This is a genomic window from Niveispirillum sp. (assembly GCF_017996735.1).
GTDB lineage: Bacteria > Pseudomonadota > Alphaproteobacteria > Azospirillales > Azospirillaceae > Niveispirillum.
Map to the genome: position 1 here is coordinate 21,961 of NZ_JAGOGJ010000020.1, position 22,464 is coordinate 44,424.

Here is a 22,464-nt window from a genome sequence, read left to right on the forward strand (position 1 = left end):
TGGTATCAGGCCACCAGCCGCCCGTCGGGGTCCTCCACGATCTCGCCCGGCAGGACGTAGTCCAGGATCGCATGGATACGGGCCTGGCGGCTCTGGTTGCGGACGGCGTGGGGCTTGCGGTTGTTGATCTCCCAGATCTCGCCGGCCGCCAGATGGCGGATCACCCCGGCGATGGCGAAATCCACGCCCGGCGCGGTGACGATGGGGAAATGGATGCGGTGGGCGCGGGATAGCGAGGCACCATTGTCGCGATGCGAGCCGATGGAACCCCCCGCCGCCAGCCGCACCAGGATGATGCGCTGGAAATAGCCGGGACCCGTGGCGCCGGGACGCGGGTTGCGGGCGTAGAAATCCCGGACGATGTCCATGACCGGTTCCAGCAGGGGCTGGAACTGCGCGAAGGAAGGCTGGATGGTGGCGTCCGTGTGCCGCATGTCCGGATCGAAGATCAGGACCACCGTCTCGGTCTGCGCATGGGCGCGATAGACCTGCTGGCGCCCCGTCTCCACCCTCCAGGCCTCTTCCCCCATGACGGCGACGGCGGCCTGGGCGGAGGCGGGATCGGCGCTGCCGATGAGGCGGTATTCCCCGTCGAAATACATGGGCTTTCCTCCGATCACGCCGACGGTATGACCGGCCGGCTGCCGCGCACGGCGAAATACCAGATGAACAGGTAGGATGGTGCCACCAGAACCAGGAACACCCACTGGAAATCCGCCACCTGTTTCAGCAGGGCGAACAATTGCGGGACGACGGCACCACCGGAAATGGCCATGACCAGGATGGCGGAACCCGTGCCGGTGTGCCGACCCAGCCCCTTGATGGCCAGCGGGAAGATGGCGGGCCACATCATGGCGTTGGCAAAGCCCAGCGCCGCGACGAAGCCGACGGAGACGTAGCCGTGGGTTGCCCAGGCGCCCGCCGCCGCCGCCGCCCCCAACAGGGCGGAAAGCGCCAGATAACGTTCCTGGCTGACCACGCGCGGGATCAGGACCAGCCCCGCGACATAGCCCATCATCATGCCGCCCAGCGTCAGGGAGGTGAAATAGGCCGTCTGCTCGAACGGCAGGCCGAACGCCTCGCCATAAATGCCGATGGCATCGCCGGCCATCACCTCCACGCCGACATAAAGGAACAGGGCGACCGCGCCCAGCCAGAGATGGCGGAAGCCCAGCAGCCCGCGCCAGTCGCCGCCGCTGCTGCGGTCCTCCGCCGCCTGCAGGTCGGGCAGGGAGGAGCGCCACACGCCCAGCGCCAGCAGCGCCAGGATCGCGGCCATGGCCAGATAGGGGCCGTGGACCTTCTGCGCGAAGCTTTCCAGAAGCGGTGTGCGCGCCTCGGGCGCGGTATTGGCCACTTCCGCCGCCAGGTCGCCCACGCCCTGCATGACCAGAAGGCCGAAGACAATGGGCGCCAGCATGCCCGCCCCCTTGTTGCAGATGCCCATCACCGCGATGCGCCGGGCGGCACTTTCCGGCGGGCCGGCCAGCACGACATAGGGATTGGCCGCTGTCTGCAGAACCGCCAGCCCGCCGCCGATGACGAACAGCCCGGCCAGCGCGCCGGGGAACCAGTGCATGGTGGCGAACTGCCCGAACAGGACCGCACCCACGGCCATGACCCCCAGGCCCAGCGCCATGCCCCGCTTCATGCCCGTACGGCGCAGGATGGCGGCACTGGGCAGGGCCAGCACCAGATAGGACAGATAGAAGACCATCGGCACCAGGAAGGCGCCGACATCGCTCAGCGAGAAGGCCAGCTTCACGAAGGAGATCAGCGGCCCGTTCAGCCAGGTGACAAAGCCGAAGATGAAGAACATGGCCCCCAGGATCGCGATGGTGCCGCGCGGGGCGGCGGGGGCCGGCAATTCCGTGTTCATCCCTGTTTCCCTTGTTCTCGTCCGGGCATAGGGCACCATCCGGACGGTCTGCTCGTCCGTCTGTGCGTTCCCCCTCTGTCCGCCCCGGTTTTCCGGGATTGCGCGTAAGACCGGCTCTCGATGAGGTTGACACATCAAGAGCCGGTCCGGCGGCGACGGCCGCCGCGCGCCACGTGGCGCGTAGCCAGGCCCACGGATGTGGGCGCCGGCGATTGAGGTCCGGTGATCGGTACCGACCACCGGGAACTGGTATAAGGCGGTCAGTCGCCGATGGGCTGTTGCGGGGCGATCCCGTGCAGGGAGGCGACGCTGGCCCGGGTCTGGCGCAGCATCAGCTTGGCACGGGGCCCCAGGCTTTCGGCAACCTGATAGGCCAGCAGATCGATCATCAGCAGTTGCGCGAAGCGCATCGGATTGGGCTGGAACTCATGCACGCCCGACTGGGTCAGGTCGACATGCAGGCAGATATCGGCGTCGCGGCCCAGCGGGCTGTCGCGGTCGGTAATGGCCACCGTCTGCGCCCGGTAATAGCGGGCCAGTTCGACACTGTCCTGCAAGGCGCGCGGCCGGCCGGTGGAGGAGACGAAGATGGCGGCGTCGGCCGCCTCCAGCGTCGCGGCACTCATCCGCTGCATGTAGCTGTCGGTGTAGAAGGTGGACGCGATGCCCAGACGGAACAGGCGGTTGTGCATCTCCTGCGCCAGGATGGCGGAACTGCCGCCCAGGCCATAGATCAGCACCTTGCGGGCCCGCGCCAGGGCGGCGGCGGCCCGGCCGATCATCTCCATATCCAGTCCCGCCATCGCCCCGTCCAGGGCGGCCAGCGCGCGGCCATGCAGGTGGCGGGCGAATTCCACGCTGGCGGCACCGTCGAAACCGGTGGGCGGTTCGGTGGCCGGGCCGGTGCCGCCGGCCTCCGCCGGCAGGCGGGCATCACGCTGGGCCTGACGCAGGGCCAGATCCTGGATGATGCGGTATTTCAGGTCGCGGAAGCCTTCGCAGCCGATGGTGCGGCAGAAGCGGACAACCGTCGGCTCGCTGATCCCGATATCGGCCGCGATGGCGCGCACGCTGGAACGCACGAACTCTTCCGGTTCGGCCATCAGCTTTCGCGCGATCTTCGCCTCTGACCGGGAAAGCGACGGCAGCAGCGCCTCTATACGATCCAGCAGATCGTCCGGCATCGCATTGTCCTGATATCCCATCGACCGTCCCACCGGATTCTGCTGTGTTCGGATGTCGTTGGATGTTTGTTACATTTTGGTCGAACAATCAACGACATTTTTGGATGAGGCGACGCAGGGGCAGGACGCCTTTCGGTAGTGAGTTGATTATAAAAAGAATTTCTGTAGCCCTTTTGGCGCTGCCCGGGGCGCGGAGTGGGGACGTCCGGCTGTCGTTTGCCCGGACTCCGCCCCCGGATTCAAAGATGCACTACCGGTTTCAGATCAAGAATGTATCAAAGCTACATTTTATGTTTGACGTTCCGATCAATTCGGCGGATGAAGGAGAAAGGCCGATGGAACGGCGGATGTCGGGGAGAGGGTGGTGATCATGGCAATTGAACGGATCGGCGGGGTGAAGACGGGCACGGGCGGGCAGGCGCTGCCCTTCTGTCAGGCGACACGGGCCGGCGGCTTCGTCTTCGTGTCGGGCCAGGTGGCCATGGATGCGCAAGGCGAGATCATCGATGGTGGCATCGTCCCACAGACGCACCAGACAATGCGCAATGTCATCGCCATCCTGGACAAGGCCGGCTGCACGCTTGCCGATGTGGTGAAGGCCAATGTCTGGCTGGACGATGCCCGCGACTTCCAGGCTTTCAACCGTGTCTATGCCAGCTATTTCCCCGATGGCCCGCCGGCGCGGTCCTGCGTGCAATCCCCCCTGATGGTCGATGCCAAGGTGGAGATCGACGTCACCGCCTATCGAGAGCCGGCCTGACCATGGGCCTGTCGCTGGGCTGGTACGCCTATCCCTGGAACCTGCATGACCCGGTCCATGATCTGGCCCGCATGCAGGGTGGCGGCATGATGCACCTGACGGTTGCCACCTCATACCATGCCGGGAAGTTCATTCAGCCGCGCGACCCCGTGGCGCGGGTCTATTTCCCGGAGGATGGCACCGTCTATTTCCGCAGCCGGGGCCGCGTGAGCCATGGCACGCTGAAGCCGCAGATGGCGGCGGTGACCGGCGCGCGCGACGTGCTGGGCGAATTATGTGCGGCCGGGACAATGCCCATCCGGGCCTGGACCGTGCTGAACCACAATAGCCGCCTGGGCCTGATGCATCCGGACTGTACCGTCCGCAATGCCTGGGGCGATGCCTATATCTACAGCCTGTGCCCGGCCCATCCCTTGGTGCGCGACCATGCCGTGGCGCTGTGCGCCGATATCGCGGACAGCCTGGATGTGGAAAGCCTGCTGCTGGAAACACCGGGCTGGCTGACCTATGCCCATGGCTATCACCATGAATTTGCGCAAAGCACGCTGCCGGAAGCAGCGGAAGAATTGCTGGGCCTCTGCTTCTGTGACCATTGCCGGGTCGGCGCCAGGGCGGCCGGGATCGATGCCGATGCTCTGCGGCTTCAGGCTAGGGCCGCCATTGATGCGGCGCTGGCGGGGGGTGAAGCGGCGGTGGATGCAGACCTGCTGGCGGCTTTCCACGCATGGCGCTGTGGCATCGTCACCGCCCTGTGCGCTGAAATCCGTGCTGCCGTGCGGACGGCGGTGACGGTGCGCGTCATCTCCACCTGCCAGCGCCCCCACGCCACCACCTATCGTGAAGGTGGCGACCTGCGTGCGTTGAACGCCGTCACCGACGGGCTGGAACTGCCCCTCTATCAGGGGTCTGCGGCGGATGCGGCGGCGGATCTGCGCCATGTCCTGGACCTGCTGGCGGGGCAGGGGCCGGCGCCGCGTGTCATCCTGCGTCCGGGCTTGCCCGACATGGGCAGCGAGGCGCAGTTGGTGGAGACGGTGGCGGCCGTGCGGGCCCAGGGCATCGACGATATCTCCTTCTATAATTTCGGATTGCTGCCGGCGCCGCAGATCGGCTGGGTCGATCGGCTGGTGCGGACGCTGCGCGAGGGTGGGGCGAATGGCTGATTTTACGGCGAAAAACATCATGATCACCGGGGCGGCCGGCGGTATCGGCGTCGGGCTGTGCCGGCATTTCCTGGATGCCGGTGCCCGTGTGCTGGCCCTGGACCTGGATGCAGGCGGGCTGGACCGGCTGAAAGGGGCCATGGATGCCGGCGAACGGCTGCATGTCGCCGCGGTCGATCTGACCGATCTGGCGGCGGTGCGCGGCGTGGTGGATGGGTTCGGTGCCATCGACATCCTGATCAACAATGCCGGTGCGGCGGCGGCCACGGCCCTGGTCAACATGACGCCAGAGGCCTGGGCGCATGATCTGGGCATCAACCTGACGGCGGCGTACCATTGCGTGGAGGCGGTGAAGCCCGCCATGATGGCGCGCGGCGCCGGCGTCATCGTCAATATCGGCACCGTCAATGCCATGACGGCCCTGGGCCACCCGGCCTATAGCGCCGCCAAGGCGGGGTTGATTTCCTATACCCGTTCGCTGGCCATCGAATATGGGCCGCTGGGCATCCGCGCCAACATCATCTGTCCGGGCACGGTGCGCACCCAGGCATGGAACGCGCGGGCGGAGCGCAATCCGGAGATTTTCACATCCTTGCGCAAATGGTACCCGCTGCGCGATTTCCCCGACCCGTCGGACATCGCCAAGGCCGCTGCGTTCCTGGCTGGCGATGATGCGCGCATGATCACCGGCGTGGTGCTGCCCGTGGATGCCGGCCTGACGGCGGGCAATCCGGTGATGGCGGCCGAACTGACCTTGGAAAAGTTCTGATCATGCTGAAGCTCGCCCCCCTGTTGTCCGATCCGCTGCCCCCCGGCACCAAGGGATTGCCCCCGCTGCCCCCCGGTTTCACGCTGGACAAGATCGCGGGCCAGGGCTGGCGGGTGCTGGCCGGGGATGTACCGCTGCCGGCGGCCGTGCTGAAGCGGCCCGCCATGGACCGCAACATTGCCCGCATGCAGGAATATCTGGCCGCCAGCGGCATGAAGCTGGCCCCGCACGGCAAGACAACGATGTGCCCGCAATTGTTCGAGCGGCAGTTGCAGGCGGGGGCCTGGGGCATCACCGTTGCCAATATCCAACAACTGGCGCTTTGCCACGCCATCGGCGTGCAGCGCGTGCTGATCGCCAATGAGGTGCTGGGGCCGGCCGAACTGGCCGCCTTCGCCACCATGAGCGCCGGGGCGCCCGACAGCACCTATCACCTGCTGCTGGACAGTGTGGAGGGGGCGCGGCAGTTGCAGGCGGCCATGGCCGCCCGGCCCGACGCGCCAGCGGCCCGCGTGCTGATCGAGGTCGGGTTTCCGGGCGGCCGCTGCGGCGTGCGCAGCCTGGAAGGCGGTCTTATCCTGGCCGACGAGATCCGCCGCCTGGATCGGCTGCGTCTGGTGGGGGTGGAAGGGTATGAGGGGCTGCTGCCCGACCCGCAGGCGGTGGATGCCTATCTGGACAATGTGGTCGGGCTGCTGACCATCCTGCGTGCCGACGGGCGCTTTGCCGATCCCGACCATATCCTGCTGAGTGCGGGAGGGTCGGCCTATTTCGATCTGGTGGCCCGGCTGTTCGGTGGTGTTGCGGCGCCCGGCATCGTGCCCATCCTGCGCAGCGGCTGTTACATCACCCATGATGACGGCTTCTATGGCCGCCTGCTGGGGGACGTGGCGGCACGGGGGCAGGCACCGGGTCTGGAACCGGCGCTGGAGGTCTGGGCGCGGGTTCTGTCGCGGCCGGAACCGGGGCTGCTGGTCCTGTCGGCGGGCAAGCGTGACCTGTCCCATGATATCGACCTGCCCGGCCTGAAATCCTGGTTCCGGCCGGGGCTGCATACGGCACCGCAATCCACCCATGGCTGGCGCATCACGAAGCTGAGCGACCAGCATGCCCATGTTCTGGCCGAGATGCCGGCGGCGGCGACGCCGCTTTGCGTGGGCGACATGGTGGCGCTGGGTATTTCGCACCCCTGCACGACCTTCGACAAATGGCGCGTGCTGCTGGAAGTCGATGACGATTACCGCGTCACCGGCGGCCTGAAAACCTTCTTCTGAAAGGGCCCGCAAAGTGGCTTCGGATATCCAACCCGATCTGGTGCTGCGCGGCGGCACCGTGATCGACGGCACCGGCGCGCCCGGCTTTACGGCCGATGTGGCGGTGGGCGGCGGGCGCATCCTGGCCGTCGGCGACCTGCGCGGCGTCCGCGCGGCGCAGGAGATCGACGCGGCCGGTCGGGCCGTGGCCCCCGGCTTCATCGATGTCCATACCCATGACGATCTGGCCTGCCTGACCAATCCCGACATGGTGGCCAAGGTCAGCCAGGGGGTGACCAGCGTCGTCGTCGGCAATTGCGGCATCTCTGCCGCCCCGCTGTGCTTTGCCGACGGGGTGGAGGAACCGTTCAACCTGCTGGGGGCTCTCGGCGATTTCCGTTATCCGGATTTCGCGGCCTATCGCGCCGCCGTGGAACGCGTCGTGCCGCGCGTCAATGTCGGCGCGCTGGTCGGCCATTCGGCCCTGCGCCTGATGTGCATGGATGATCTGGGCCGGCCGGCCGATGCACGCGAATGCGGGGCCATGGGCGACCTGCTGCGCGACGCCCTGCGCAACGGCGCCCTGGGCCTCAGTTCCGGGGTGTTCTATGCGCCGGGTGCGGCGGCCGATATCGCGGAACTGACCTGTCTGGCGCATTTGGTGGCGGCGGAAGGCGGGGTCTATACCGCCCATATCCGCAACGAATATGACGGGGTGGCCGATGCCCTGCGCGAGGCCTTTGCCGTGACGGCGGCGGACAGGCTGCCGCTGGTCATCTCCCACCATAAATGCGCCGGCGTGCGCAATTGGGGCCGGTCGGCGGAAACGCTGGGCCTGATCGATGCCGCGCGGGCGTCGCAGCCGGTGTTCATGGATTGCTATCCCTACAATGCCGGCTCCACCGTCATCCGCGCCGATCTGGCGGATGGGGAGATCGAGGTGCTGGTCAACTGGTCCGAACCGCACCCGGAAATGGCCGGCCGCACCATGAAGGACATCGCCATCGAATGGGGCTGTACCCAGGCGGAAGCGGCGACCCGGCTGATGCCCGGCGGCGCCAGCTATTTCCAGATTCACGAGGAGGATATGCGGCGCATCCTGTCGCATGAGGCCTGCATGGTCGGTTCCGACGGGTTGCCCAACGACCCCTTGCCGCATCCGCGCCTGTGGGGCACCTTCCCGCGCGTTCTGGGCCGGTATTCCCGTGACCTGGGGCTGTTTTCGCTGGAACAGGCGGTGCACCGGATGACGGGGCTGTCGGCCGCCACCTTCCAACTGGGTGACCGGGGCCGTATCGCCCCGGGCATGGCCGCCGATATCACGGTTTTCGATCCGGCCGTGATCCTCGACCGGGCGACCTACAGCGATCCCAAGGCCATCGCGGCGGGGATCGACCTTGTCTATGTGAACGGCACCCTGGCCTGGGCCGACGGGACGCTGGCGGGGGAACGGGCGGGGCGGTTCCTGGCGCGGTCAGGCTGCTGCTGATCCCAGCACCGCCTGCGCCGGACCCAGATGGGCCGCGTAACGCCGCCAGCCGCCAACCGACGATGTGTTGATGGGCTGGCGCACCTGCACCGCGCTGGCCGTGGCGACGGCGGCGCGGTTCTCCTCGATCCGGACACAGGCCGGGTGCCAGGACAGGCCGCAGAAATCCAGCAGGCGGCGCACGCCCGGCTCCGGATCGGCCACCAGCGCCTCATATTCCACCATTTCGAACCGGTCGGGCAGCAGGGCCGCCCAGCGCGCCGCCAATTGCCGGAAGCCGGTATAGAATTCCGCCGCCGCCGCCAGATCCAGGGAATAGCGGTAGAGCGGGGTGGCGAATTCGAAAAGCTGGCGGTAATTGCTGACCACACTATCCAGCGGATTGCGGATCAGGCAGACAAAACGGGCCTGGGGCAGGGCGGCGGCGATCAGGCCGACAAGCTGGATATTCAGGTGGAACTTGTCCAGGAACCGTTCCACCCCGCCCGCAAGCTGCCGCCCCTTCTCCACATAGGCATGGCCGATCCCGTCAAGGTCCACGCGCCCTGCCGCCACCTTTTCCAGCACCGCGCCGTCCACCAGATGACGGGTGGCGACGCCCGTCGCCTGACGCAGCAACTGGGCGAAATGCTGGAACTCCCCGATGGAGGTCAGGTCGGGATGGCCCGACAGGATACGGTCGACCAGTGTGGTGCCCGACCGGGGCATGCCGACGACAAAGACGGGTCTGGCCGGGGATGTGCCGACGATGGCCGGGGTGGGTGCCACCAGGACCGCCGTGAGTGCCCCGGCACTCTCCCGCGGATCGGCGCCCAGGGTCTTCAGCAGGGCCACCTTGCCATCGCGCAGATGGGCAAAGGCCTCGTCATAGCGTCCCAAAGCCTCGCATTCCCTGGCGGCGGCATGGGCCAGATGGATGCGGTCGCGGGCATCGGGCACCGCCGTGATCAGGCCCGTCAGCCGGTCCAGATGGTTGTGCTCCACACTGATGCCGCCCAGCGATGTCAGGGCCGCGTGTGCCTTGATGTAACGCGGGGCCAGACCGATCGCCGTTTCCAGCGCCGCACGGGCGCCATCGAAATCGCCGGTGAATTTCAGGCTGCTGCCCAGGTTGAAATGGACGGCCGGGTTGCGCGACCCCTCATCGGCGGCCCGGCGCAGCACCTTGGCCGCCTGTTCATGCTGGCCCAGCCTTGTATGGATGGCGGCAATGGCGTCCAGCACCAGATCGGACAGGGGCGAACAGGCCAGTGCCGCCCGCGCGCATTGCTCCGCCGCCGCGATGTCCATGCGCCGTGCATGGCATTTGCCCAGTTGCGCCTGATATTCACCGGTGGCCGGGGCCAGCGCCACGGCCCGTCCGCACATCTCCAGTTCCTCCACGAACCGTCCCCTGTCCCCCATGGCGCGGGCCAGCAGCGACCAGCCGGCGGCATCCGCCGGATCGCAGGCCAGCGCCGGGCGCAGCAAAGCCTCGGCCTTGTCCGGCCTGCCGGCGATCAGGGCGGCCAGCGCGGCGGCATGGAGATCATTTTGGCGAATCATTACGGTCATGGATGGGGATCATATGGAGTTTCGCTACATCGGATGATATCATACCGACATGATTATCTGCCCTGAATTCATTTTTCTCCATCTGCACAAGTCCGGCGGGACTTTTGCCAATCAACTGCTGCTGAAATGCGTGCCCGGCGCGCATAGGGCGGGTTATCACCTGCCTTACGCGGAGCTGCCGGCGGCGTTCCGTCACCTGCCCGTGGCCGGCACCGTCCGCAATCCCTGGGACTATTACGTCTCCTGGTACTTCTTTCAGCGTCAGCAGGAACGGCCCAATGCCCTGTTCCTGGTCTGCTCCGACAAGGGCGCGCTGGATTTCGACGGCACCATCCGCAATCTGGTGACCCTGCATGAAAACGAGTCGCGGATAAAGGCGCTGGAGGCTGCATTTCCGCGTGAATTCATGCAGCACGGGCTGAACCTGACCAGCCGCTGTATCGCCCATATCCGGGGCTCCGGCCTGGGTTTCTACAGCTTTCTTTATCGCCGCCTTTATGCCGATGCCGCGTCGCCGCGCATCATTCCCACCGAATGCCTGCGCGACGGGTTGCGCGCCCTTCTGGCCGATCTGGCCACGCAAGCGGGACCGCTGGCCACCCTGTTCCTGGATCAGGCGCCGCCGCTGAACACCAGCCGGCACGGCCCCTTCCGTGACTATTACAGCCCGTCCCTGCGCGATCTGGTCGGCCAGCATGAGCAGACGGTGATCCAGGCCCATGACTATCGGTTCTGATCTTGTGTCGTAGTGTTGATACAAAAATGATTGATTTGTGCGGTCAAAAATGTAACGTACCGACATCCGGTAATTCCTGATGGGTGACATCCCGGGAAAGACCGGAACGGGATACATAAGACGGCCGGCATTGACCGGCACGGGGGGTAGAGCGATGGAGCATTTCTTTACGGATCTTCCGCGGCGCGGCCTGCTGCTGACCGGGGCGTCGGTTCTGGTGCTGGCGGCCTTGGCACCTGTTGCCGGCGCGCAGGCGGCGGGTGATGAACCCTATGTGTTGGAAGAGATCATTGTCACCGGCGTGCGCGCCAGCCTGAAAAGCGCCATCGACATGAAGCGCGCGTCGGACGCCATCGTCGACGGCATCTCGTCGGAAGATGTGGGCAAGTTCCCGGACGCCAATATCGCCGAGGCCCTGCAGCGCATCCCCGGCGTTTCCATCGACCGGTCAGGCGGCGAGGGGCGTTATATCAGCATCGACGGGCTGGGCCCTGACTTCGCCAATGTCCTGTTCAACGGCCGCCCCATCGCCAGCGAGAATCCGGGCCGCTCCTTCAGCTTCGACACGGTGGCATCCGACCTGATCGGCAATGTGCTGGTCTATAAGAGCCAGCCCGCCAATGTGCCGGAGGGTGGTGTGGGTGGCACGGTCGATATCGTCACCGCCAAGCCCTTCGATTTCAAGGGCTTCACCTTTGCCGGCAATGTCTCCGCCAATTACGAGGAGAACAGCCGGGATGTGACGCCGCAAATCTCCTTCGTCACGTCCAACCGGTTTTACGATGGCCGTCTGGGCATCCTGGCTTCCTTCGTGCATCAGGAGCGCAAGCAGCGTACCTATGATGTCCAGAACAGCGGCATGATCCACAATCTGTTCTTCGATGCCGACGCCTATGCCTATGTCTCCGACGACCGGGACGAGGCCTGGCGTATGCAGGACCTGACCCGCAGCGTGGTGGAGGAGAAGCGCAGCCGTACCGGCGGCACCCTGGCGGTGCAGTTCGAGGCGACGGAAGACCTGACGCTGGGCTTCGACTATCTTTATTCGAAGTTCAACGTGACGACGGAGATCAACAGCGCCAGCAACTGGTTCTGGGCCGTGCAGGACACCAACCGCAACGTCATCGACACCAACGGTTCCTACACCACCTTCGACCATGGCATCGGCTATGACCTGTCGGGCTATGCTTTCAACCTGACGAAGAAGAAGCGACCGACCACGACACAACTGGGCGGGTTCAATGCGGCGTGGGAGCCGTCCGACAGCTTCAAGGCGGTGTTCGACGCCTCCTACTCCACAGCGCGTAACGATAATCGCGGCCTGGACGAAAGCCAGACGCTGGAAATCCTGAACCAGCCCGGTTTCCTGGTCCATATGGATGGCGGTGTGCCGTGGTTCGACCAGAACGGCAATCTGGTGGCTGAGGCGAACGAACGGCTGCTGCGCGCCCGCATCAACAAGAACAGCGGCGCCTATATCGATGCCAGCACGGGACAGGCCAAGCTGGATACGAGCTGGCAGGCGCTGGACAATGTGAAGCTTGATATCGGTGCCGCCTATGTCGAGGCGCGCAAGACCAACGAGAACTGGGAAACCCCGCTGCCGATCCAGCGCCTGTATCAGGCCAATGCCATGGGGCAGGTGATCGACTATGCCAAGATCGTCAAGGGCATCTATCGGGGTGGCGACAAGTTCGGCAACGACAAGCTGAACGCCGACATGTTCATGATCGATGGCGATGCCTTGCGGGCCTGGATGGCGGACCCGGTCAACCTGGCCAATCGCACGCGCAACGCCTCTGCCGGCGGGCTGGCCGATTTCATCGCCAATGGCCGAAGCTGGAAAGCCGTGGAGACGGGCGACAGTTTCGAGATCAAGGAGAAGGTGACATCCGGTTATGCCAGCGTGAAGCTGGATGACGAGATTGCCGACATGCCCGTCAATGTCACGGCGGGCCTGCGTATGTCCCACACGGAATTGACCTCCACGGGCCGCATGCGCGTTCTGACCGGTCTGGCCGTGCAGGCCGGCGACAATCCGGGCGTGCTGTACAAGACCTTCGCCAGCAACGACCTGACTCAGGTCAGTGCCAAGAACAGCTACACCAACTGGCTGCCATCCTTGAACGTCAAGCTGGATGTCCATCCGGACGTGGTGCTGCGCGGGGCCGTGTCGCGGACCATGACCCGGCCGACGCTGGAGGATCTGGCACCCCAGATCTCCTATGGCAGCACGTTTGTCGTGGCCCGCTATGCCACGGGCAGCAACCCGAACCTGAAGCCCTTCCTGTCGACCAATTTCGATGCCTCGGCCGAGTGGTATTTCGCCGATACCGGGGCCCTGGCGCTGGGCTATTTCCGCAAGAAGGTGGATAATTTCATCGTCCAGGGCACGGCGGAGGAGGTGATAGCCTCCGTCGCGAACCCGGCTTACCAGACCTTCATCGTCACAAGACCGGTGAATGCGGAAAAGGCCACGATCGAGGGGGTCAACGCCTCCTTCACCTATGCCTTCGACATGGGCTTTGGTGTGCAGGCCAACTATACCCACGTCACCAGCAACGCCACCCTGGACAAGTCACAGCCCAATGTCAGCTTTGCGCTGCCGGGGCTCAGCGATACCGCTAATCTGGTGGGCTTCTATGAACAGGGGCCGTTCTCGGCCCGGCTTGCCTATAACTGGCGGTCGGACTTCCTGGGATCGCTGCTTTATAACGGTTCCGGCGAGCCGCAATATTTCGCGCCCTATCACCAGATCGATGCGCGCCTGGGCTATCAGTTGACACAGAGCATGGCCGTGACCGCGACGGGTGTGAACCTGACCAAGGAAAAGGTGAAGGCCAATGGCCGTTATGAAAACCAGTTCCTGAGCTATACCGATTATGGCCGCCGGTTCACCCTGATGCTGTCGGTGAAGCTGTGAGGGCGGCGTCGATCCTGCTCGCGGCGGCTCTGCTGGCGGGCGTTCCGGCCTGGGGGAAACAGCCCCCGGTCCCGCCCGTGGCCGCCACCAGCGCCGTGCTGTCAGCCGACCATCTTCTGCCGCTGATGCAGGAATGGCGGGGCGGCACCGGCACCCTGTCGCTGGCCGCGACATCCACCCTGGCACTCGACCCCGCCGCCCCCGCCGACTGGACGGGGGAGGCGGACCTGCTGGCCAAGGATCTGGCCAAGGTGACGGGCCGGACATGGCAGGTGGTGCGCCGCGCCGCGCGGGAAGGCGAGGTGGCTTTGCGCCCCACATCCGCCCCCCTGGCGGCGGAAGGCTATCGCCTGTCGGTCGATATGAAGGTCACCGTGGAGGCGTCGGCCGCGGCGGGGCTCTATTATGGCGGGCGCACCCTGCTGCAATGGCTGCTGACGGCACCCGATCCGGCCAAGGCGCTGCTGCCGCGCGGGGTGGGCAACGACCATCCCCGTTATGGCAGGCGCGTTGTCATGCTGGATCTGGGACGGCGCTATTTCCAGATGGACAGCATCAAGGCCCTGATCGCGCGCATGGGCTTTTACAAGCTGAACACCCTGCATCTGCATTTCACCGACTGGCCGGCCTTCCGGCTGGACAGCCCGCGCTATCCCGGCCTGGCGCCGGCCGGCGCCTCCTACAGCCGGGAGGATGTGAAGCAGATCGAGGCGTGGGCGGCCCAACACCACATCACCATCGTGCCGGAGATCGACATCCCGGCCCATGCCGTGGCCCTGACCGATTACAAGCCGGAACTGGGCTTCAAATGTCCGTCCATGCGTTCATCCCACTGGCTGCGGGAGGCGGCGCCCACCATCGGGGACAAGGCCTGGACCGTCGATATCACCCGGCCGGAGAATGCGGAATGGCTGAAGGGACTGCTGGGTGAATTCATTCCCTGGTTCTCCGGTCCCTATTTCCATGTCGGTGGCGACGAGTATCAGTATGACGCGGACAAGGAACGCTGCCCGGAACTGATGGAAGCGACGAAACGCATGGGCCTGAAATATCCGGGCGATGTCTTCATCGACTGGATCAACCAGTCCAATCAGGTGGTGAAGGCCCATGGCAAGCGCACCATGATCTGGAGCTGGTGGGGCTTCAAGGATGACAAGACCTCCACCCTGCCGGACCGCGACATCATCGTGGAGGTCTGGAACCAGGAGATGGAGGCCCAGATCAAGAAGGACGGTTTCGACATCATCCTGACGCCGGAGGACACGATGTACGTGACCCCGTGGGAAGACATCAACCGCAACAGCAATTACGGCCTGTTCGACCTGGAAAAGGTCTATGAACGCTATCCCCACGACACCTCGCCCCAGGTGCTGGGCTATGCGCTGGCCATCTGGGCGGACCGGGCGGAACGGCATACGGATCATTATTTCCTGAGCCGGGCGGAGGAACCGATGCTGGTCATGGCCGAACGGCTGTGGACGGGACCGGCCCGGGGTAGCGTCTGGGACCTGATGCGCCGCGCCGATCGCATCGATACGGCCCGGCGCGGGCTGGCGGAACGGTAACTCCTTCAAGGCACTGACATCATGAGCAAACCCGCCTTCCTCGGCATCGACTGGGGAACGACGAACCGGCGCGTCCATGTCATGGGCACGGACGGTTCCCTGCTGGCCACGCAGGTCGATGACAGGGGCGTTCTGTCCCTGACACGTGAGCAGTTTCCGGTGGAGATCGCGGCCTTGCGTGACCGGTTCGGCGACCTGGCCATCATCGCCGCCGGCATGGTCGGATCGGCGCGGGGGTGGGTGGAGGTGCCCTATCTTGCCTGTCCGGTCACCTTGTCCGACCTTGCATCGCGTCTGCACTGGGTCGAACCGGGACGCACGGCCATCGTGCCGGGCGTCGCGATTGCCGATCCGGCCCGCCCGGAGGTGATGCGCGGGGAGGAGGTGCAGATTCTGGGTGCCCTCCAGGCCGGGTTGGTGCCGCCCGATGCCCTGCTGTGCCAGCCGGGAACCCATTGCAAATGGGCGACCTTGTCGCGTGGGGCGCTGACCGGCTTTTGCACCGCGATGACGGGGGAACTGTTTGCGCTGCTGCGCCGCCACAGTCTGCTGTCCGGCCTGCTGGACGGGCCGGTGGAGCCGGGGGCGGATTTTGATGCCGGGTTGGCGTTGGCAGTGAAGGGCGCGCCGCTGGGCCGGCTGTTCGGGGAGCGGGCGGCCACCTTGCTGGGCCTGAGGCAACCGGCGCAGGTTGCCGCACGGGTCAGCGGGCTGCTGATCGGCGGGGACGTGGCCGAACAGGCGCTGGCGCCCCGTCAGCCGGTACATCTGCTGGCCGATGGGGGGCTGGCCCGACTTTATGCCGCGGCGATCGCGACGGCGGGCGGCGTTGTTCACCCGGTTTCCAGCCAGGCTGCATTCCTGGCCGGCATCAGTTCTATCTGGAGCATGGTTTGATGACTGCAAAAGAAATCCTGGCCCGGGCAATGGCAGAATGCCCGCTGGTCGCCATTCTGCGCGGCATCACCCCCGATGAGGTGGAGGCGGTGGGGGATGTCCTGGTCGAAGCGGGTTTCGTGATGATCGAGGTGCCGTTGAACTCCCCGGACCCGCTGCGCAGCATCGAATTGCTGGCCCGGCGCCTGGGTGACCGGGTGCTGGTGGGGGCCGGTACGGTGCTTGAGGTCGGGCAGGTGGCGGCGGTACGCGATGCCGGCGGGCGGCTGATTGTCTCGCCCAATGCCGATGCCGCTGTCATCAAGGCCAGCGTCGCGGCCGGCATGGTGTCGCTGCCGGGCTTTCTCACCCCGTCGGAGGCGATGGTCGCCATCGCCGCCGGGGCCACGGGGCTGAAGCTCTTCCCGGCGGAGGTGGCATCGCCCGGCTTCCTGGCGGCACAGCGGACCGTGCTGCCTGTTGACCTGCCTGTGCTGGCCGTGGGGGGCATCACACCGGAAACGCTGGGTGATTGGCGCCCGATGGCCGATGGCTTCGGTTTGGGCTCCGCTCTCTACCGGCCCGGGATGAAGACAACGGAAGTGGCGGCAATTGCCCGACGGTTCACGGCAGAACTTTGAACAGCGTGCGACGGGCGACCGTCGTAAATGGGCACCTGATTTAAATCGACATGGATGGATTTTCCTGCCCACTGCCACCTGCCATTACCAGGCTTTAGGATCAATACCGGCCTCCGGCCGCTGGCCGGCAACCAATATCCTCAGGATGCCGTGTACGGTGTCATCGGCCTGCGGGCGGTCCCCACCTGATGCGCTGACACCGGCCGGCAATGCTCCACATTGTTCCCCGTAGCAGAATGTCCGGGGGTGGGCCGTCGGGTCCGCGACATGTACAGCTTTGGACGTCTCGGCTCATGGGAACACCATCCCGTCCATCAGCTTGCGTGCCGTGCGCAGCAACGCGGCTGTGCGTACCGCCCCGCTCTCATCCAGGTCCAGAACGCAGCTCATCTCCCCCGTCGGGTGTTCCACCGACAGGGTTTTGCGGGGCCCCGGCGGCAGTATCGCCACCTCGGCGGCGGGTGATCCCGGCACCAGACAGGCCGTGGCCACACTGACCGCGCCCAGGACCCCGATGGTGGCGTGGGCGCGGTGGGGGATGAAGCTGCGCACGCAGATGGCCCCCCCGTTGCGCGGCGGGGCCACCAGCATGATCTTGGGCACCGACTGGGCCGCCACATCGCCCAGGTTCATCAGGGGGCCGGCCTTCAGGCGGATCGCCTCGATCCGGGCCTTCAGCGCGGTATCGGCGTCCAGCGTCTCGCGATCCTCATACCCGGTGATGCCGACATCGGCCGCCTTCATCACGATGCAGGGCATGCCATTGTCGATCAGGGTGACACTCACCCCGTCGATCACATCACGGGCATTGCCACTGGGCAGCAGGGCACCACAGGAGGACCCGGCCGTGTCGCGGAATTCCACGGGCACGGGCGCGTGGCTGCCGGGCACGCCATCGATGCGCGCGTCACCCTGATAGTTCACCTTGCCGCCCGGCGTCGCGACGGTGGCGACCGCCACCTGTCCGGTATTTTCCATGAAGATGCGCACCGGCGTCTCGTCCCCCGATGCGGCAACCAGGCCGCGTTCGACGGCGAACGGCCCGACACCGGCCAGGATGTTCCCGCAATTCTGGGCGTCGGTGACGATGGCCTGATCGACGAAGACCTGCAAAAACAGATAATCCACGTCGATATCCGGCCGCTGCGACCGGCTGACAACCGCCACCTTGCTGGTCAACGGGTCGGCCCCGCCCATGCCGTCGATCTGCCGCGCATCCGGTGATCCCATGATCGCCAGTAGCAGGGCGTCGCGCCGCGCCGTATCGGCCGGCAGGTCCTGTTTCAGGAAATAGCCACCCTTGGACGTGCCGCCGCGCATCCACATGCAGCGGATACCGTTATGCCCCCCTCTTTCAGACATATTTCAGCCCCATCGCCGCCAGCTTGCCCCGCATGTCATAGATATCCAGGCCCAGTTCACCGGCCCCCAGACGGGTACGCTTTGCCCCTTCTGCCGCCTCGCGCGCTTGGGCCTTGTCCAGGACGGCGGCGGCCTGTGCGCGCGGGACGACACAGACGCCGTCATCATCGGCGACGATGACGTCGCCGGCCTGGATGGCGGCGCCTGCGCAGACGATGGGCACATTCACCGATCCCAGTGTAGCCTTCACCGTGCCCTGTGCGAACACGGCCTTGGACCAGACGGGGAATTTCATCTCCGTCAGGTCGCGGACATCGCGCACACCGGCATCAATGACCAGCCCACGGCAACCGCGCGCCATGGCCGATGTGGCCAGCAGGTCACCGAAATAGCCATCCTCACAGGGGCTGGTCGGCGCCAGGACCAGAATGTCACCCGGTTTGATCTGCTCAATCGCTACATGCACCATCCAGTTGTCGCCCGGCGGGGCGGAGATGGTGACGGCCGATCCGGCAATGCGTGCGCCGGCATAGATAGGCCGCAGAGGACTGGCCAGCAGACCGGTCCGCCCCTGCGCCTCATGCACCGTTGCCACGCCGCAGCGGGCCAACCCGTCAATGACGGACGCCTCGGCGCGCTGGATATTCTGGACGACGATACCGGACATGACGCTTCTCCCGCGAAATCGATCAGACTGTCTTGACCGCGCGTGCCGTCCGGGGCAATTCAGAAGCAGTCCGGTGCCATAAGTTTTTGCTAATCGTGGTGTAATGCATATCTGGAATCTTAATCTTCGCCACCTGCGCGCCGCGCTTGAGGTGATGCGGCGCGGCAGTATCAGTGCCGCCGCCCAGGCCGTGGCCCTGACCCAGCCGGCGGTGACGCAGGGGCTTGCCCGGCTGGAGCGTGAACTGGGTCGGCCCTTGTTCGAACGGCGGGCCGACGGCATGGAAATGACGGAGGCTGCGCGATTGTTGCAGCCACGGCTGGAGGCGGCGCTGGCCCATATCGCCTCTCCACGTGTGACCATGGCGCAGGTCCGCGCCCTGATCCTTGTCGGGGGTGCCGGCAGCCTGGCGGAGGCGGGGCAGGCGGGTGGTCTGTCGCAGCCCACCCTGCACAGGGCGGTGAAGGATCTGTCGCTGGCGCTGCGCCGCGACATGGTCGAGCGGCGGGGGCGCGGCATCGCCCTGACGGAGGCCGGGCACCGGACCCTGCGCGCCTTCCGGCTGGCGCGGGCGGAACTGACGGCGGCGCTGACGGAATTGCAGGCCCTGGACGGGGTGGAGGTGGGGCGGGTGGCCATCGGGGCTATGCCTCTGTCGCGCGCCCGGCTGCTGCCCGGCGCCGTCGCCGCATTTCACCGCGCCCATCCCGACATCACTGTCACCATTGTCGAGGGGTCGCATGCCGAACTGATCGAGCCGTTGCGCGACGGCGATCTGGACCTGTTGATCGGTGCGCTGCGCCTGGATCATCCACCCGTCGATGTTGATCAGCGCGCCCTGTTCGGCGACCGGCCCGTGGTCTTCGCACGGCCCGACCATCCCCTCCTGACGCAACCCGATCCATGGGTGTGCCTTGGCGATTATCCCTGGGTGGTGCCGGCGACCGGCACGCCGTTACGGGCGCAGTGGGAGACGATGTTCCGGGCCGCCGGTCTGCCCGTGCCGGTCGTGCCCATCGAATGCGGGTCGGCGCTGACGGTACGTGAATTGATCCGGAACAGTGATTTCCTGACCCTGATGTCACCCGACCAGTTCGTGGTGGAGCTGCAGGCGGGTGTGGTGGCGCAACTGGGCCCGGCGCCCGGCGACCTGCACCGCACCATCGGCATCACGACCCGTACCGGCTGGCGCCCGACGCCGGCCCAGGCCGATTTCATCAAGGCTTTGGTCGCCGTCGCCAGTAGCATAGGCAAAGTCATTAGCTAAAACTTATAGCCGCCGGCCTGAACTGATTGGCCTTGCCCTGTGCTTGTCGTCAGGGTTGGGCCATGCAGATCGAACCCACCCCCCTATCGGACCTTGCCCTGATCGGCTTCGGTGAGGCCGGGCGCACCTTCGCCTTGGCGGGCGCCTGGAAAGCCGCCACGGTTTTCGACGTGAAGACCACGCGGCCGGATACGGCCTCCGCCAAATGGGCCGACTATGATGCCGCCGGCGTGCAAGGCTGCGAAAGCGCCGCCGCCGCCCTGGCGGGCCGGTCGCTGGTCCTGAGCCTGGTCACCGCCGATCAGGCGCTGTCGGCGGCGCAGGCCTGTGCCCCGTTCCTGTTGCCCGGCACGCTCTGGTGCGACATGAATTCGGTGGCTCCCCGCACCAAGCAGCAGGCGGCGGCGGTGATCGAGGCGGCAGGCGGCCGCTATGTGGATGTGGCGGTGATGGCCCCGGTGGAGCCGGCCCGCCTGTCGGTGCCGCTGCTGGTCAGCGGGCGCCATGCCGACCGGGCTGTTGCCGCCCTTTCCGCCAACGGTTTCGCCAGGGTTGCTGCGGTGGGGGACGCGGTGGGCCGCGCATCCTCCATCAAGATGGTTCGGTCGGTAATGGTGAAGGGCATCGAAGCCCTGACGGCGGAAATGATGCTGGCCGCAGACCGGGCCGGTGTGGTGGGGGAGGTCCTGTCCTCGCTGGGTCCGGAATGGCAAACACGCGCCGATTACAACCTGGACCGCATGCTGGTCCATGGTCTGCGCCGCGCCGCCGAAATGGCCGAGGTTGCCAGGACCCTGGAGGATCTGGGCGTCGAACCCGCCATGACAAGGGGCACCATTGCCCGCCAGCACAGGATCGGGTCCATCGCCGCCGGTTCGCCCGACGGGCTGCACCATAAGCTGAGACTTCTGACCCGCGACGGGACGGAGATGACATGACGCTCGTGATCGATTGCCATGGCCATTATACCACGGCCCCCGATGCCCATACCGCGTGGCGCGAGGCGCAGGTGGCCGCGTTCCGCAAGGGGGAGCCGGCCCCGCCCTATCCCGACATCTCCGATGCCGAGATCATTGAGAGTATCGAGCAGAACCAGCTTCGGCTGATCCGCGAACGCGGGGCGGACCTGACCATTTTCAGTCCGCGTGCCTCTACGATGGCGCATCATGTCGGCGACCAGGCCGTCAGCCTGGAATGGTCGCGGCGTTGCAACGATCTGATTGCGCGGGTGGTGAGGCTGTTCCCGGACAGCTTCGTCGGCGTCTGCATGCTGCCGCAATCGCCTGATGCGGGGCTGGAGGCGTCGATCGCCGAACTGGACCGCTGCGTCAACGACCTGGGCTTCATCGGCTGCAACCTGAACCCCGATCCCGGGGGCGGGCATTTCCGCCACCCGGCCCTGACCGACCGCTACTGGTATCCGCTCTATGAGAAGATGGTGGAACTGGACGTGCCGGCCATGATCCATGTTTCAGGGTCCTGCAATGCCTGTCTGCATGCCACGGGCGCCTTTTATATCGCTGCCGATACGATCGCCTTCATGCAATTGATCGAGGGGGACCTGTTCCGGGATTTCCCGACCCTGCGCTTCATCATCCCGCATGGCGGCGGGGCCGTACCCTTCCATTGGGGCCGCTATCGCGGGCTGGCCGACATGCTGAAGAAGCCGTCGCTGGACACGCATGTGATGAAGAACGTTTTCTTTGACACCTGCGTTTATCACCAGCCCGGTATCGACCTGATGGCCAGGGTCATCGACAATCGCAACATCCTTTTCGGTTCCGAAATGGTAGGCGCGGTTCGGGGTATCGATCCGACAACCGGCCATTATTTCGACGATACCAAACGCTATATCGAAGCGCTGGACATTACGGAGACGGAACGACACCAGATCTATGAAGGCAATGCCCGCCGCGTCTTTCCGCGCCTGGACGCGCTTCTGAAGGGGAGGGGGCTGTGACAGCGGATGAGAGCAGAGAGGACATCCACGCCTATCTGGCGGCGTTCGACGATATTCCCGGCACAACGGTCTTTACGGTGGCCCGCGCGCGTCAGGGCTACTGGATCAACCAGTTCGCCATGAGCCTGATCAAGCCGGAAAACCGCGCCCGCTGGAAGGCGGATGAGAAGGCCTATATGGATGAATGGCCCCTGACCGCGGAGCATAAGGCCGCCATCCAGGCGCGCGATTACAACTGCCTGATCAATATGGGCGGCAATATCTATTTCCTGGCCAAGATCATCTCCACCGACGGGCAGAATTTCCTGCATGCCGTCAGCACCATGACCGGGATGAGCGTGGAGGCGTATCAGGCCATGATGCTGGCCGGCGGCCGCGCGCCCGACGGCGTCCGGTCCATCAAGGAGGGCACCTGA

The 22,464-nt window shown here is 65.7% G+C and carries 20 protein-coding genes; 14 read left to right on the forward strand and 6 right to left on the reverse strand.

Annotation, left to right across the window (positions count from 1 at the left end; all coding sequences use genetic code 11):
• Positions 1-5: 5 nt before the first annotated feature.
• The 3 genes from KBA48_RS09230 to KBA48_RS09240 form a co-directional block, all read right to left on the reverse strand.
• Positions 6-602 carry an aspartyl/asparaginyl beta-hydroxylase domain-containing protein gene (locus KBA48_RS09230; RefSeq protein ID WP_292905469.1) on the reverse strand — a complete coding sequence of 199 codons (597 nt, stop codon included), beginning with the start codon at positions 600-602 and terminating at the stop codon, positions 6-8.
• Between the two features lie 14 nt (positions 603-616).
• Positions 617-1,879 (reverse strand): sugar MFS transporter, encoded by a 1,263-nt coding sequence (locus KBA48_RS09235; protein WP_292905471.1) that lies wholly within the window; start codon positions 1,877-1,879, stop codon positions 617-619.
• A 260-nt stretch (positions 1,880-2,139) separates the two neighbouring features.
• Positions 2,140-3,063 carry a MurR/RpiR family transcriptional regulator gene (locus KBA48_RS09240; protein ID WP_292905473.1) on the reverse strand — a complete coding sequence of 308 codons (924 nt, stop codon included), beginning with the start codon at positions 3,061-3,063 and terminating at the stop codon, positions 2,140-2,142.
• Between the two features lie 370 nt (positions 3,064-3,433).
• Here KBA48_RS09240 and KBA48_RS09245 point away from each other — a divergent pair, with 370 nt between their 5' ends.
• The 5 genes from KBA48_RS09245 to KBA48_RS09265 are packed head-to-tail and all read left to right on the forward strand — an operon-like array spanning position 3,434 to position 8,497.
• Entirely contained in the window at positions 3,434-3,823 is a 390-nt protein-coding gene (locus KBA48_RS09245) for a RidA family protein (protein ID WP_292905545.1), read from the forward strand.
• Between the two features lie 2 nt (positions 3,824-3,825).
• Complete coding sequence (locus KBA48_RS09250; RefSeq protein WP_292905475.1) at positions 3,826-4,986, forward strand: hypothetical protein; 1,161 nt, start codon at positions 3,826-3,828, stop codon at positions 4,984-4,986.
• The gene (locus KBA48_RS09255; RefSeq protein ID WP_292905477.1) at positions 4,979-5,755 is read left to right on the forward strand and encodes an SDR family oxidoreductase; all 777 of its coding nucleotides are present in this window, start codon (positions 4,979-4,981) and stop codon (positions 5,753-5,755) included. Before KBA48_RS09250 ends, KBA48_RS09255 begins: the two co-directional genes overlap by 8 nt.
• Positions 5,756-5,757: 2 nt before the next feature.
• Positions 5,758-7,029, forward strand: coding sequence for an alanine racemase (locus tag KBA48_RS09260; protein ID WP_292905479.1), 1,272 nt, complete (start codon positions 5,758-5,760; stop codon positions 7,027-7,029).
• 13 nt (positions 7,030-7,042) lie between these two features.
• Complete coding sequence (locus KBA48_RS09265) at positions 7,043-8,497, forward strand: amidohydrolase family protein (protein WP_292905481.1); 1,455 nt, start codon at positions 7,043-7,045, stop codon at positions 8,495-8,497.
• Here the strand turns inward: KBA48_RS09265 and KBA48_RS09270 are convergent.
• Positions 8,483-10,051, reverse strand: coding sequence for a tetratricopeptide repeat-containing sulfotransferase family protein (locus KBA48_RS09270; protein ID WP_292905483.1), 1,569 nt, complete (start codon positions 10,049-10,051; stop codon positions 8,483-8,485). The two genes, KBA48_RS09265 and KBA48_RS09270, sit on opposite strands and share 15 nt — an antisense overlap.
• A 49-nt stretch (positions 10,052-10,100) precedes the next feature.
• On the opposite strand from KBA48_RS09270, the gene KBA48_RS09275 reads away from it, so the two are divergent.
• From KBA48_RS09275 to KBA48_RS09295, 5 genes are all read left to right on the forward strand, one after another.
• On the forward strand, positions 10,101-10,787 hold the full coding sequence (locus KBA48_RS09275; protein WP_292905485.1) for a hypothetical protein: 687 nt from the start codon (positions 10,101-10,103) through the stop codon (positions 10,785-10,787).
• Positions 10,788-10,941: 154 nt separating this feature from the next.
• Positions 10,942-13,710: a TonB-dependent receptor gene (locus KBA48_RS09280; RefSeq protein WP_292905487.1), complete on the forward strand. Its 2,769-nt coding sequence runs from the start codon at positions 10,942-10,944 to the stop codon at positions 13,708-13,710.
• The gene (locus tag KBA48_RS09285) at positions 13,707-15,275 is read left to right on the forward strand and encodes a beta-N-acetylhexosaminidase (protein WP_292905489.1); all 1,569 of its coding nucleotides are present in this window, start codon (positions 13,707-13,709) and stop codon (positions 15,273-15,275) included. Before KBA48_RS09280 ends, KBA48_RS09285 begins: the two co-directional genes overlap by 4 nt.
• Positions 15,276-15,296: 21 nt before the next feature.
• Positions 15,297-16,172, forward strand: a complete 876-nt coding sequence (locus KBA48_RS09290) for a 2-dehydro-3-deoxygalactonokinase (protein ID WP_292905491.1) — start codon at positions 15,297-15,299, stop codon at positions 16,170-16,172.
• On the forward strand, positions 16,172-16,792 hold the full coding sequence (locus tag KBA48_RS09295; protein ID WP_292905493.1) for a 2-dehydro-3-deoxy-6-phosphogalactonate aldolase: 621 nt from the start codon (positions 16,172-16,174) through the stop codon (positions 16,790-16,792). Before KBA48_RS09290 ends, KBA48_RS09295 begins: the two co-directional genes overlap by 1 nt.
• Before the next feature lie 291 nt (positions 16,793-17,083).
• On the opposite strand, the gene KBA48_RS09300 is transcribed toward KBA48_RS09295, so the two are convergent.
• Positions 17,084-18,154, reverse strand: coding sequence for a 4-oxalomesaconate tautomerase (locus KBA48_RS09300; RefSeq protein ID WP_292905495.1), 1,071 nt, complete (start codon positions 18,152-18,154; stop codon positions 17,084-17,086).
• Positions 18,147-18,821: a 4-carboxy-4-hydroxy-2-oxoadipate aldolase/oxaloacetate decarboxylase gene (gene ligK, locus KBA48_RS09305; RefSeq protein WP_292905497.1), complete on the reverse strand. Its 675-nt coding sequence runs from the start codon at positions 18,819-18,821 to the stop codon at positions 18,147-18,149. The genes KBA48_RS09300 and ligK overlap by 8 nt, the downstream gene beginning before the upstream one ends.
• A 103-nt stretch (positions 18,822-18,924) precedes the next feature.
• Between ligK and KBA48_RS09310 the strand changes: the two genes are divergently transcribed.
• From KBA48_RS09310 to ligA, 4 genes are all read left to right on the forward strand, one after another.
• Positions 18,925-20,088 carry a LysR family transcriptional regulator gene (locus KBA48_RS09310; protein WP_292905499.1) on the forward strand — a complete coding sequence of 388 codons (1,164 nt, stop codon included), beginning with the start codon at positions 18,925-18,927 and terminating at the stop codon, positions 20,086-20,088.
• A 62-nt stretch (positions 20,089-20,150) separates the two neighbouring features.
• Positions 20,151-21,026, forward strand: a complete 876-nt coding sequence (locus tag KBA48_RS09315) for an NAD(P)-dependent oxidoreductase (RefSeq protein ID WP_292905501.1) — start codon at positions 20,151-20,153, stop codon at positions 21,024-21,026.
• Positions 21,023-22,048: an amidohydrolase family protein gene (locus KBA48_RS09320; protein WP_292905503.1), complete on the forward strand. Its 1,026-nt coding sequence runs from the start codon at positions 21,023-21,025 to the stop codon at positions 22,046-22,048. Before KBA48_RS09315 ends, KBA48_RS09320 begins: the two co-directional genes overlap by 4 nt.
• Positions 22,045-22,464: a protocatechuate 4,5-dioxygenase subunit alpha gene (gene ligA, locus KBA48_RS09325; RefSeq protein WP_292905505.1), complete on the forward strand. Its 420-nt coding sequence runs from the start codon at positions 22,045-22,047 to the stop codon at positions 22,462-22,464. The genes KBA48_RS09320 and ligA overlap by 4 nt, the downstream gene beginning before the upstream one ends.